Annotated in this window: 12 protein-coding genes and 1 other RNA gene; 2 read left to right on the plus strand and 11 right to left on the minus strand. The window is 60.7% G+C overall.

Translation table 11 applies throughout. The features are described 5' to 3' along the window. Positions 1-4: 4 nt before the first annotated feature. From AWB64_RS15485 to ffs, 11 genes are all read right to left on the minus strand, one after another. A complete protein-coding gene (locus AWB64_RS15485; RefSeq protein ID WP_060856296.1) occupies positions 5-1,234 on the minus strand; it encodes a protein-L-isoaspartate(D-aspartate) O-methyltransferase in 1,230 nt (409 codons plus the stop codon). After that, on the minus strand, positions 1,231-1,989 hold the full coding sequence (gene surE, locus AWB64_RS15490; RefSeq protein WP_060856297.1) for a 5'/3'-nucleotidase SurE: 759 nt from the start codon (positions 1,987-1,989) through the stop codon (positions 1,231-1,233). Before surE ends, AWB64_RS15485 begins: the two co-directional genes overlap by 4 nt. Before the next feature lie 261 nt (positions 1,990-2,250). Further along, positions 2,251-3,075: an ABC transporter permease gene (locus AWB64_RS15495; protein WP_060856298.1), complete on the minus strand. Its 825-nt coding sequence runs from the start codon at positions 3,073-3,075 to the stop codon at positions 2,251-2,253. Positions 3,076-3,099: 24 nt separating this feature from the next. Continuing rightward, on the minus strand, positions 3,100-3,927 hold the full coding sequence (locus AWB64_RS15500; protein WP_060856299.1) for an ABC transporter ATP-binding protein: 828 nt from the start codon (positions 3,925-3,927) through the stop codon (positions 3,100-3,102). Positions 3,928-3,930: 3 nt separating this feature from the next. After that, the gene (locus AWB64_RS15505) at positions 3,931-4,968 is read right to left on the minus strand and encodes an ABC transporter substrate-binding protein (protein ID WP_060856300.1); all 1,038 of its coding nucleotides are present in this window, start codon (positions 4,966-4,968) and stop codon (positions 3,931-3,933) included. A gap of 75 nt (positions 4,969-5,043) precedes the next feature. After that, the gene (locus tag AWB64_RS15510) at positions 5,044-6,249 is read right to left on the minus strand and encodes a CaiB/BaiF CoA transferase family protein (RefSeq protein ID WP_060856301.1); all 1,206 of its coding nucleotides are present in this window, start codon (positions 6,247-6,249) and stop codon (positions 5,044-5,046) included. 58 nt (positions 6,250-6,307) lie between these two features. After that, on the minus strand, positions 6,308-6,532 hold the full coding sequence (locus AWB64_RS15515; protein WP_060856302.1) for a DUF1653 domain-containing protein: 225 nt from the start codon (positions 6,530-6,532) through the stop codon (positions 6,308-6,310). A 60-nt stretch (positions 6,533-6,592) separates the two neighbouring features. Beyond that, positions 6,593-7,189: a recombination mediator RecR gene (recR, locus tag AWB64_RS15520; protein ID WP_060856303.1), complete on the minus strand. Its 597-nt coding sequence runs from the start codon at positions 7,187-7,189 to the stop codon at positions 6,593-6,595. Between the two features lie 40 nt (positions 7,190-7,229). Continuing rightward, the gene (locus AWB64_RS15525; RefSeq protein WP_056363948.1) at positions 7,230-7,556 is read right to left on the minus strand and encodes a YbaB/EbfC family nucleoid-associated protein; all 327 of its coding nucleotides are present in this window, start codon (positions 7,554-7,556) and stop codon (positions 7,230-7,232) included. A 139-nt stretch (positions 7,557-7,695) separates the two neighbouring features. Further along, the gene (locus tag AWB64_RS15530; RefSeq protein ID WP_060856304.1) at positions 7,696-10,206 is read right to left on the minus strand and encodes a DNA polymerase III subunit gamma/tau; all 2,511 of its coding nucleotides are present in this window, start codon (positions 10,204-10,206) and stop codon (positions 7,696-7,698) included. 243 nt (positions 10,207-10,449) lie between these two features. Further along, an RNA gene (gene ffs, locus AWB64_RS15535) (signal recognition particle sRNA small type) lies at positions 10,450-10,548 on the minus strand. 378 nt (positions 10,549-10,926) lie between these two features. On the opposite strand from ffs, the gene trxA reads away from it, so the two are divergent. Together trxA and rho are read left to right on the plus strand one after the other, a co-directional pair. Continuing rightward, positions 10,927-11,253: a thioredoxin TrxA gene (gene trxA, locus AWB64_RS15540; protein WP_031356443.1), complete on the plus strand. Its 327-nt coding sequence runs from the start codon at positions 10,927-10,929 to the stop codon at positions 11,251-11,253. A gap of 349 nt (positions 11,254-11,602) precedes the next feature. Next, positions 11,603-12,868, plus strand: a complete 1,266-nt coding sequence (rho, locus tag AWB64_RS15545) for a transcription termination factor Rho (RefSeq protein WP_056363952.1) — start codon at positions 11,603-11,605, stop codon at positions 12,866-12,868. Positions 12,869-12,885 lie beyond the last annotated feature (17 nt).

Below are 12,885 nucleotides of genomic sequence, written 5' to 3' on the forward strand. Positions count from 1 at the left end.
GGTGTCAAATCACTCCGGATTTTAAAGGTACAAAGAAAACCCTATCAAGCTGCGACTCGCGCCACTGCGTGGGCGAAACGCGCTCGACGAGCGTCAGTATCTGCGCTTGCGCCGTCTGGGAACCGACCGGCGCAACCAGCCTGCCGCCAACAGCGAGTTGATCAAGCAGCGCCTGCGGCACATCAAGCCCCGCACACGCTATGACAATAGCGTCGAACGGCGCGGCCGCCGGCAATCCGAGCCGGCCATCGCCGTAATGGAGACGGATATTCGGCACACGCAAAGGACGCAAATTCAACTTCGCGCGCTCCGACAACGGCCGAATCCGCTCGATGGAATACACGTCCGTGGCGACCTGCGACAGCACGGCTGCCTGATATCCGCAGCCCGTACCGATCTCCAGCACGCTCTTGAGCGTGCGCCCCGCCGCAACCAATTCGATCATTCGCGCGACGACAGACGGTTTCGAGATCGTCTGGTGATGACCAATCGGCAGCGCAGCGTCCTCATAGGCCTGCGCGGCAAGCCCCGGATCGACGAACATGTGACGCGGCACTGCGGACATTGCCGCGAGCACACGCGGGTCCGTGATACCGTTTGCACGCAGCCGTTCGACCATTCGCTCGCGCACGCGTTCCGATGTCAAGGCATGCGTGCCGGTGTGCGTGCCTTGCAGCGGCGTCTTGCGGACATTACCCGGCCTGATGTCCGGTTGCTGCACCAGCTTCGCCTCCGGCACGGCCTCAATTTTCGCGCTCACGGCCGAGTCCCGCATCGCATTCGCGCGGGCGCCCGAACGCAATGCGCCCGGTTGATGATGAGCCACGACTGCGGACGGTTTCGTGACCGGGTGTGGCTTGACTGCCGGACGATGAACCTCGCCTGCCGAAGCGCCTCGCGGGCCAGCGGTTTCAGCAACGCCGACCGGCTTGACTGCTGCTTTCACAGTCGCTGCGGGCTTGACGATGGCATTGGTTTTCGTTCCGGAATGAAGCGCCGTCGACAATTTTGCAACCTTTGCACCGGCCGGTTTCAGCGTGGCCGCGCCTGCGTTGTGCACCGCGGCTGCCGGCCGTGCCGCACCGTTCCCGCCAGTAATCGACTTGAACGCCGGCTTGCCGGCCGACCTAGCATTCGACTTGCCGCTTGCATCCGGACGCGCAGTTGCTTTGCGCGGCTCGCGCACCAGATCAGCGAGCGCCAGCGGAAAGCGTTTCGCACGTTCGTCCGTCATGAACGGCGGCTCCGTGCCTCGGCCCACTCGCGTGTAGCGGGCAACAGCTTGGTATGCGTGAGATCCAGTTGCAGCGGCGTAATTGAAACATGTCCGTTCGCAACGGCGTGAAAATCTGTGCCTTCGCTTGCATCGAGCGCGTCGCCGGATGGCCCGATCCACCAGATGGGGTTTCCGCGTGGATCGATCTGCCGGATCACCGGTTGCGACGGATGACGTTTGCCAAGCCGCGTAATGCGCCACTCTCCCATCTGCTCATAGGGAAGACTCGGAATATTCACATTCAGCAACGGATGGCCGGGCATGGGATGCGCCAGAAAATGCGCAACGATGTCGGCAGCCACGCGAGCGGCGTCTTCCAGATGTAACCAGTCGCGGCCAACCAGCGAAAACGCAATGGCCGGCACGCCGAACATGAAGCCCTCGGTTGCAGCCGCCACGGTCCCTGAATACAGCGTGTCCTCGCCCATGTTCTGGCCGTTATTGATACCCGAGACGACGAGATCCGGCTGCGTTTCCAGCATGCCTGTCAGCGCGATGTGCACGGAGTCCGTGGGCGTACCGTTCACGTAGTTAAAACCGTTGGGCGCACTGTGAATGGTGAGCGGCCGGGAGAGCGTAAGCGAGTTCGAAGCGCCGCTGCAATTCTGCTCGGGCGCCATGACCGTGACTTGGCCAAGCGGCTGCAGCGCCGCGTGCAGCACGTTGAGCCCGCGAGCCAGATAACCGTCGTCGTTGCTGAGTAGGATTTGCATTGGACGATTGTAACCGAGGAAAGATGGCGCGCGGACTGGCGGCGGAGCCCTCGGCCGAACGGTCAGGTTTTCCCTGAAACACGCGCTGCTTCAAGCCGTTTTATTAGACCAGATGGCTAACGCGGTACGTGCAGAGGCACAGCCGGACAAAGCCGTTCTACACTGGACGCGTCAAGATATTTCAACGGAGGGGTGATGCGTACCATTCGATGCCGTCAATACGAACCACTTGAATCACTCGTGTTCGAAACCTTGCCTGACCTACATCTTCTCGGTGTCGCCGGCGCTTGGCTGCCACTTCATCAGGCGGCGCTCGACCAGCGCGACGATGCCGTCGAGAATCAACGCAAACGCCGTAAGCACGAGAATCCCCGCGAATACAGTGTTGATATCGAAAGTGCCTTCCGCCTGCAGGATCAGGTATCCGACGCCCCGCGCCGAGCCCAGGTATTCGCCGACTACGGAGCCCACAAACGCAAGTCCCACCGATGTATGCAGACTCGAAAACACCCAGCTTGTCGCGCTCGGCAAATATACGTGCGTGAGCAATTGCTTTCGATTGGCGCCGAGCATGCGGGCGTTCGCCAGCACGACAGGACTCACCTCCTTGACACCCTGATAGACATTGAAGAACACGATGAAAAAGACCAGCGTGACGCCGAGCGCCACTTTCGACCAGATCCCAAGCCCGAACCAGACGGCGAAGATCGGCGCGAGGATCACGCGCGGCATGGAGTTCGCGGCCTTGATGTACGGGTCGAAGAGCGCGCTCATCATGGGAGCAAGAGCGAGCCACAAGCCAACGCCCAATCCCAAGACCGTACCTATCACAAACGCGAGCACGGTTTCTATCAGCGTGACCCACAGATGCACGTAGATCTCGCCGGTCGTAAACCACTGCCAGATGCGCAGCAACACCTTCTGCGGTTCGCCGAAGAAGAATGCGGCCTTGCTTGAATCGTCGAAATAAAAAGCCGGCAGCAATGTCGGGCTGGTCAACACGTACCAGAGTACGAAACACAGCACGAGCACCAACCACTGCCACAAGACCAGGTTTGCGCGGTTCGGGCGCAACGTTTTCCACATGATCGGGATGCTCTTTTAATCAGTTTAAACGGCGGTCAACTGTTGCTTGTAGCCCTTCAGGACCTCTTCTCGCAGCACGGACCAGATTTGCGCGTGCAGTTCCACAAAGCGAGGATGCGAGCGGATTTCGGCAACATCGCGCGGACGCGGCAGATCGATTACAAACTCGCCGATCGGATGCGTGCCCGGACCCGCCGACAACACCACCACGCGATCGGACAACGAAATCGCCTCATCAAGGTCATGCGTGATGAACAGCACGGCTTTGCGCTTGGCGGCCCACAGCTCGAGCAGCTCGTTTTCCATCAACTGGCGGGTTTGGATATCGAGCGCGGAAAACGGCTCATCCATCAGGATGATGTCGGGATCGAGGATCAGCGTCTGCGCCATGCCCACGCGCTTGCGCATGCCGCCCGACAACTGGTGCGGATAGCGATCGCCGAAACCGCCAAGGCCCACGCGTTTCAACCATTCTTCGCCCATCGCGCGCGCTTCGTCTTTAGGCACGCCCCTGAACGACAGACCTGCCGTGACGTTGTCGAGCGCCGAGCGCCACGGCATCAGCGCTTCGGCCTGGAACATGTAGCCGGCGCGGCGATTGATTCCCTGGAGTTCATTGCCGAAGACATTGATCGTGCCCGAGGAAGGTGCGAGCAAACCCGCGCCCACGTTCAGCAGCGTGGACTTGCCGCAACCCGTGGGACCCACGACCGAGACAAACTCTCCGGGCGCTACACGCAGCGTTGTTCCCTTGACCGCCGTGTAGCGCGAGCGCCGGTCATCGCGGGAAATAAACGTGCAGGTAACGTTTTCCAGCGCAAGCGCGGGAACCTGTGTGGTTATCTGCAGCATCGTTCAGGCCTTGACCGTGGCCAAGGCTTTCTTCACAAAGTCGTTGGTCCACGTCTTCGACAAATCGATCGGCTTGCCTTTCACGGTTTCATCGAAAGCCTGAAGGGTCTTGAGCGACGTCGCGGGACCGTTCGCCGGCATCAGCCCGTCGGGAGACATGGCTTCCTTCACGTGCTGCCACGCGTCCAAATAGAGCGAACTGTCGCCGAGCAAGTAGGCTTCCGGTACCGTCGAAATCAGGTCCTTGCCCGATGCGGTTTGAAGCCATTTCAGCGCGCGAACCATGGCGTTCGTGAGCGCCTGCGTGGTGTTCGGGTTCTTCGCGATGAAACTTTGCGACGCATACAGGCAACCCGCCGGCATGTCGCCGCCGAAGACCGCACGCGTGTCCGCAAGTGTTCGCGTGTCCGAAACCACGCGGATATCGCCGGAGCGCTCCAGCTTGGTCATGACCGGATCGAGATTTGCCATGGCGTCGATCTGGCCCGACTGCAACGCGGCGACCGCTCCCGCTCCCGCACCCACGCCAATGAACGAGACGTCGCTCGCGCTGAGCCCGGCCTTGGCCAGTACGAAGCTCGCCATGATGGAAGTCGACGAACCGGGCGCGGTCACGCCGATTTTCTTGCCTTTGAGATCGGCAATGCTCTTGTAATTCGGCATCGCTTTCTTCGATACCGCCAGCACGATCTGCGGCGCGCGCCCTTGCAGCACGAACTCGCGGAACATCTGCCCTTTCGCCTGCAGCAGCAGCGTATGTTCGAACGCGCCCGACACCACGTCCGCGCTGCCGCCCACCGCCGCCTGCAACGCCTTCGCGCCGCCGGCAAAATCGGATATCTCGATCTCGAGGCCTTCGTCCTTGAAGTAGTTGCGGCGCTCCGCAATAGTGAGCGGCAGATAGTAAAAGAGGTTCTTGCCGCCGACCGCGATCGAAATCTTAGGATGTTCCAGTTTCGCTTGCCCAAACGCGAACGGGGTATCGATCAGCGTGCCGGCAGCGAGCGCCGCGCCGCTTGCGATGAAAGTCCTGCGTTGCATCTTGTCTCCTTGATTTTTTATTTTTTGCGGCTTTATCGGGGAAGCCAAGGCATACGCCGAGGTCTGTGCCGAAACTCAAATCGCCTTGTTCGCCCGCAATCTTGCAATCTCGTCAGGATCATACCCGAGCGATTGCAGGACTTCATCGGTGTGTTCACCGAGTTGCGGCCCAAGCCACCGCGTCTCTCCGGGGGTTTCGGAAAGCTTGGGCGTCACGTTCGGCAGCGCAATCTCGCGGCCGTCCTGCCACGGAAAATGCTGGATCATCTGGCGCGCGATGTATTGCGGATCGGCGAACATATCGGCGACGCTGTAGATGCGGCCGGCGGGCACATCGGCCGCGTTGAGCACGGCGAGCGCTTCATCGATGGAACGTGTGCAGAGCCAGACGCGGATGGCGTCATCGATTTCCCGTGTGCGCGGCACCCTCCCATCATTCGACGCCAGCGCGGGATCGTTGCCCAGATCGTCACGGCCGATCGCCATCATCAGGCGCTTGAAAATGGGATCGCTGTTGCCGCCAATCACAATGCTGCCATCGCGGCACGGATAGGTATTGGAGGGCACGATACCCGGCAGCGAAGCGCCCGTGCGCTCGCGGACCATGCCGTACACGCCGTATTCCGGCACCACGCTTTCCATCATGTTGAAGACGGCTTCATACAACGCGACGTCCACGACCTGCCCTTTGCCGCCGTTCGCCTGCCGGTGATGCAGCGCCATCAGGGCGCCTATCACGCCGTGGAGCGCCGCGATGGAGTCCCCAATGGAAATGCCAATGCGCGGCGGCGGCAGGTCGGGGTAGCCCGTGATATGACGCAATCCGCCCATGGACTCGGCAATCGCGCCAAACCCCGGCCGGTCACGATACGGCCCGGTCTGGCCGTATCCGGACAAACGCACCATGACGAGGCCTGGATTCCCGGCGGACAGGACTTCATAGCCGAGCCCGAGTTTCTCGAGCAATCCCGGCCGAAAATTCTCGACGACAATATCGGCTTCCTTCGCGAGCCGGCGGACAATTTCCTTGCCTTCCGGGGCCTTCAGATTGATCGTCACCGATTTTTTATTGCGCGCCTGGACGGCCCACCATAGCGATGTGCCGCCCACTTCCGGATAGAGCTTGCGCCATTTGCGCAGCGGATCGCCGCCGTTCGGATCTTCGATCTTGATGACGTCGGCGCCGAACTCGCCCATGAAACGCGAGGCGAACGGCCCGGCGATCAGCGTGCCGAGTTCGAGCACCTTGACGCCGGCGAGCGGTCCCGAGGATGCGCCCATGCTGTCTCCTGACGTGTTGTTTTGATTGCGGTGTTGAAGCAAGGATGTGACGAACAGCCTAAAGCGGAATCTCGAGCGCCTGAAAACGCGGCGAACCATCCGCGAGCGTGTCGTTGAAGATCGCGGCCGGGCGCACCCATAATCCATGGTCGTGCGGCCACAGATGCTCGTAGACGATCATCGATTCTTCGGTTTCGGAATGCCGCGCCACGCCGATCACGCGATACAAGCCGCCCTTGTAGTGGCGATGCGTCGCCAGCGCCAATGCTTCTGCTTCGGTCATGTCTGTTTTCCCTTGGCCGTCTGCCGTCTTCCGCCGACTTCCGCCGTCTATATGGAACATCTACACGGAGCGCCGATCCAGCATCGCGCGCGCGATCGTGCCTGCATCGACGTATTCGAGTTCGCCGCCCACCGGTACGCCGCGGGCCAGCCGCGTCACCTTGAGACCTTTTGATTTCAGCGTCTGCGCGAGGTAATGCGCAGTTGCCTCGCCCTCGTTCGTAAAGTTCGTGGCAAGCACGATTTCCTTCACGATTCCGTCAGTGGCACGCTGGATCAGGCGATCGAAATGAATTTCCTTGGGCCCGATTCCATCGAGCGGACTCAGCCGGCCCATCAGCACGAAGTACAGCCCACTGTAGGTCAGCGTCTGCTCCAGCATGATCTGGTCAGCGGGCGTTTCGACCACGCACAGCATTTCGGCGTCGCGCTCCGGGTCGCTGCAGACTTCGCAGATCGCCGCTTCGGTGAACGTGTTGCATTTCTCGCAGTGCTGCAGATGCTCGGTCGCGAACATCAGCGACCGGCCGAGCTTTTCCGCGCCCGGACGATCGTGCTGCATGAGGTGATAGGCCATGCGCTGCGCCGACTTGGGACCCACGCCCGGCAGTGCGCGCAGCGCTTCGACGAGCGCCGACAAGGCGGAAGGTTGTTTCATGCGCGGTGGCCGTTGGTCTCGGAATGAATATGCCGGCGGCTTAGAACGGCAGCTTGAAACCCGGCGGCATTGGCATGCCGGCGGTCATGCCGCTCATTTTTTGCTGCGTGGTGGCTTCGGCCTTGCGCACGGCGTCGTTGAACGCGGCAGCGACCAGGTCTTCCAGCATATCCTTGTCATCGGCGAGCAGGCTCGGGTCAATCACGACCCGGCGCACGTCGTTCTTGCAGGTCATCGTCACTTTTACGAGACCGGCGCCCGACTGGCCTTCCACTTCAATAAGCGCGAGTTCGTCCTGCGCCTTCTTCATGTTGTCCTGCATTTGCTGCGCTTGCTTCATCAAGCCGGCGAGTTGGTTCTTCATCATGATCGGGCTCCTTACGGGAAACGGATGGAAAACTGGATGTGTGCTGCGGGTGCCGAGTCCGGCTCAGGTCCGCGCTGGCAACGAATGTGCGCCTTGCCTTGGGGCGCTTTAAAATGATGTTCTAGTGTTCTCTGCAAACTCAATTCGCCGATGCCGCGCTTTGGCCGCCCTGCGCATTGCTTTCCGGCGCGATCGGCTTGATGGATCCCTGCACGATCCTCGCGCCAAAATCGCGGATCAGCGACTGTACAAAAGGGTTCTGCGTGATCTCCTTTTCCGCCTGCTGCTGGCGTTCGGCGCGAAGCGCTGCATCGACGGCCGCAGCGGTACGGCGCGCGGCTCCGACGCTCACAATCACTTCGAGAGTCCGGCCGAGCTTCTCGGTCAACGCGGTTTTCAGCTTCGCGACTTGTGCGCTTTCGGCGTATTGGGGAACGGGCACGACAAGCGTTATCGATCCGGCGTCGCAGGCCGTCAGTTCGCTGTTGAACGCGAGCTGATAAGCAATGCCTTTCAACGACAAGTCCACGGCCAGCGCCGGCCAGTCGCCGCTCACGCCGATTGCGTCGAGCGCAATGGCTGGCGGGAGGGGACGGAGATCCGCCTTGACTTCCGGTTTAAAGCCGGGCGCGTCGTTAAAACGCACGTCGTCGGGACCGCTTTCGAACGCGGGCATGGAACCGTCGTCGGGCGACATGAAATAAGCATCGTCCGATGACGCCGGCTGGTAGTCATCCAGCGGTATTTCTTCCCACGGCGGCACGGCGTCGCCGCTGCGTTGATCGCGGGCGTTCGTATTCGCGTTCGTGCTTGTGCTGCTACTGGCGGAAGAACCGGGCCGGACATTGCTCGCGGTATCGCTTCGCTCAGGCGCCGCGGGACGGCGCGGCACCGGAACCTGCACGATCGGCGCGGCCTTTGGCGCGACGGCTTTGCGCACCGGTTCGGCGACGCGCGCCCCTCGATCCGACGATACCCGCATGCCGGCGCTGCGCAGCACGTCAAGCGCCGCACTCGCGCCGCCGGGTGCGCGCGGCAAGAGGATTGCCGGATTTTCAACCGGTGCGTTCCGGGTCGCTTCTGTTGCCGAGCGCTCGGCAAGTTCGTGAGCGGCAGCGGCTATTGGCGCAGGCGCCGGTCCTGGCTTGGAAATCCCGGATGGCGGCTCGATTTCGGCCGGGACTTCGGGCTCGGCGATTTCAAGCGAAGAGGTATCGACGGGAGTTTGTATGCTCGTCTCCAGCGCACTCGCGGCAGCCGGCGCGGCTGTCGAAGCAGCAGGGACATCAGCCAAACCGCCCTCGATACCTTTCGCTCCTACTTCAGATGCGCCCAGGGAAGGTGCCGCATCGACAGCGGCTTGCTCTGCCGCCTTCGAACCGCGCACCCCGCCATCAACGTCAATGCGCTCACTCGATGCCGACGGCTGAGTCGCACCATGCGGACGCGTCGCCACATCCGCAGCGCGAGTTGTGGCGGCTGCTACGCTGCTGGGCGCGGCCCCTCGGACGCTCGCCCCCGTTTCCGCAGCTTTCACGCGCGCACCTCCACCGCCCCCCGGACCACCGGCAGGTTCGAACGCAAGCATCCGCAGCAGCGTCATTGTGAAGCCGGCGTATTCGTCGGGCGCGAGACCCAGTTCGCCACGTCCGATCGTCGCAATCTGGTAGAACAGTTGAACGTGTTCGGCGCTGAGCGCATCGGCGAAGCGGCGGATATCCGCGGCCTCGGGCCATTCATCGAGCACCGATGCCGGCGCGAACTGCGCCCATGCAATCTTGTGCAGCAATCCGGCGAGATCCTGCAGCGCCGTGGAAAACGACAGGCTTCGCAACGCCATCTCGTCCGCGATCGCGAGCACCCCGGGCCCGTCGCCTTCCGCGAGTGTATCGAGCAAACGGATCAGATAGCTCTGGTCGAGCGCGCCGAGCATGCCGCGCACGGCTTCCTCTGTGACCTGATTTGCCGAATAAGCGATGGCCTGATCAGTCAGAGATAGCGCGTCGCGCATGCTCCCGTCTGCCGCACGCGATAACAACCGCAATGCCTGCGGCTCGTAAGGGATCTTTTCCTCGCCAAGCACGTGTTCCAGATGCCCGACAATATGCCCCGCCGGCATCTGCTTCAAATTGAACTGCAGACAACGCGACAACACGGTGACCGGGATCTTCTGCGGATCGGTGGTGGCGAGGATGAACTTGACGTGCGCAGGCGGCTCTTCGAGCGTTTTCAACATGGCGTTGAACGCGTGGTTCGTGAGCATGTGGACTTCGTCGATCATGTAGACCTTGAAGCGCGCGTCGACCGGAGCGTACACAGCACGCTCGAGGAGCGCCGCCATTTCGTCCACGCCGCGATTACTGGCCGCGTCCATCTCCACATAATCGACAAACCGTCCTTCGTCGATTTCCTTGCACGCCCGGCAGACGCCGCACGGCGTTGAGGTCACACCGGTCTCGCAATTGAGCGCCTTGGCGAAGATGCGCGACAGCGTCGTCTTGCCGACACCGCGCGTTCCTGTGAACAGGTAAGCGTGGTGCAGCCGCCCGCCGTCGAGCGCGTGCGTAAGCGCGCGAACCACGTGCTCCTGGCCGACGAGCGAGGCGAAAGATTTGGGGCGCCACTTGCGTGCGAGAACTTGATAGGTCATGCCGAAATTGTATCAGCAACGTCAAGAGGCCAAGCGTTTCCCAGGGCGGGATGACACGTGCCACACAAAGCATTTGGCGTGGCGCACAAAGAGCATGAAATCAGTTCGAATAACGGAGGGGCTTGCGCAAAAATACACGCGTCAGGCACGTCACGATGCGCATTGAAATGCGACATGACGGCCATACATTCGAAGCAGGAGGAATGAACCGGAAGCGGAGATAGTACGAAAACACAAAGCGAAGGTGACGAGCCCGACCCTCGGCACTGGTAGAAAACGGCTGTGGCTGCTTCGTTCCCGACCTGACCAGGTTGACCGCGCCACCATGCGAGGAGGCCCGTCACAGAGAATCATATCAGAGAAGGATTGCGCCGCCCACTCCCCGGCTGTAATGGGCTGGAATACACGCTTCATGAATCCGGCTCGAACGAACTTTCCCAAGCAGCCTCGGCGCATAAAAATCGTGCGCTGCGTGATGAAACAGACGTGTCCGGGTGTGTCCTATCGGTACCCGGCAACAGATAGCAAAGTAGGCTAAGATGACATTTTGAAGCCCCGGTAAAACACCGTGTGGCGGGCGAAAGCGGCTTATCAGGCAGCGGCTGCGCCCACCCAAGCGAGCGGTTCTACACCCCGCAGCGCGGGCGAACAATTTCCTTGTTTTGGTGTATCGTGGCGAGCATTCAAACGCGGGCCTCGAATTCAGAGAGGTATTCAATAATGAGCGAATCGATCAAACATATTAGCGACGCATCCTTTGACCAGGACGTGACGAAGTCCGACAAACCCGTTCTGCTCGATTTCTGGGCCGAATGGTGCGGTCCCTGCAAGATGATTGCGCCCATCCTCGACGAAGTCGCCAAGGATTACGGCGATCGCCTGCAAATTGCAAAGATCAATGTGGACGAGCATCAGTCCACCCCCGTGAAGTTCGGTGTGCGCGGCATCCCCACGCTGATCCTGTTCAAGAACGGTGCAGTCGCGGCGCAAAAGGTCGGCGCCCTGTCGAAGTCGCAATTGACCGCGTTCCTCGACAGCAACCTGTGAGATTGAATCCGGAGCGCCAGCGGCCGGCAAGCTGGCGGGCGCTTCGGATACAGCGGCAAGCTCGTAGCTCTACTCGGTCCGGCGTGAATACCGATTCATGCGCCAGATCAATGCGCTGGGTCAATACAAGTAAAAAAGATTAGCTGCACGTGTGAGATTCTCGCAGAATGTTGTGCGACCACAACATGAGCGAATTCCCCTGCCACCAAGCCTAGCCGAGGCTCTGTCGGCATGTGCTATGCTAGAATCCTAAGACTGCAAGACCAAGACGGTTTAGGTCCTTGAGCGTTCAGCTCACTTCTCCTCCCAAATTCTCTGTTGTACCTCTTCTCCCTGGCGGGAAATCCGTATGCATTTATCCGAGCTCAAGTCTCAGCACGTCTCCGCATTGATCGAAATGGCCAATGGCCTGGAGATCGAAAACGCCAATCGCCTGCGCAAGCAGGAATTGATGTTCGCGATTCTTAAAAAGCGCGCCAAGACTGGCGACACGATTTTCGGCGACGGCACGCTCGAAGTATTGCCGGACGGTTTCGGCTTTCTGCGCTCTCCCGAGACTTCCTATCTCGCCAGCACGGACGATATCTACATCAGCCCGTCGCAGATCCGCCGCTTCAACCTGCACACCGGCGACACCATTGAAGGTGAAGTGCGCACGCCGAAAGACGGCGAGCGCTATTTCGCGCTGGTCAAGGTGGACAAGGTCAACGGCCAGGCGCCGGAAGCCTCGAAGCACAAGATCATGTTCGAGAACCTGACGCCGCTGCATCCGAACAAGCCGTTGCCGCTTGAGCGCGAAATGCGCGGGGAAGAGAACGTGACGGGCCGGATCATCGACATGATCTCGCCTATTGGCAAAGGTCAGCGCGGCTTGCTGGTGGCGTCGCCGAAATCGGGCAAGACGGTGATGCTGCAGCACATCGCGCACGCCATCAAATCGAATCATCCGGATATCGTGCTGTTCGTGCTGCTGATCGACGAACGCCCGGAAGAAGTGACGGAAATGCAGCGCTCGGTGGTTGGCGAAGTGATCGCTTCCACGTTCGACGAACCGGCCGCGCGCCACGTGCAAGTCGCGGAAATGGTGATCGAGAAGGCCAAGCGCCTGGTCGAAATGAAGCACGACGTCGTGATTCTGCTCGACTCCATCACGCGTCTCGCACGCGCCTACAACACGGTCGTGCCGGCTTCGGGCAAGGTGCTGACCGGTGGTGTCGATGCAAACGCGCTGCAACGGCCGAAACGATTCTTTGGCGCGGCGCGCAACATCGAGGAAGGCGGATCGCTGACCATCATTGGCACGGCGTTGATCGAAACCGGCAGCCGGATGGACGACGTGATCTATGAAGAGTTCAAGGGCACGGGCAACATGGAAGTGCATCTGGAACGCCGGCTTGCTGAAAAGCGCGTTTATCCGTCGATCAACCTCAACAAGTCGGGCACGCGCCGCGAAGAACTGCTGATCAAGCCGGACCTGCTGCAAAAGGTCTGGGTGCTGCGCAAGTTCATTCACGACATGGACGAGGTCGAATCCATGGAATTCCTGCTGGACAAGATTCGTCAGACCAAGAACAACGCTGAATTCTTCGACCTGATGCGCCGCGGCGGCAGTTAAGCCCGGACACCAGAAGG

It is taken from the genome of Caballeronia sordidicola (genome assembly GCF_001544455.2).
GTDB lineage: Bacteria > Pseudomonadota > Gammaproteobacteria > Burkholderiales > Burkholderiaceae > Caballeronia > Caballeronia sordidicola.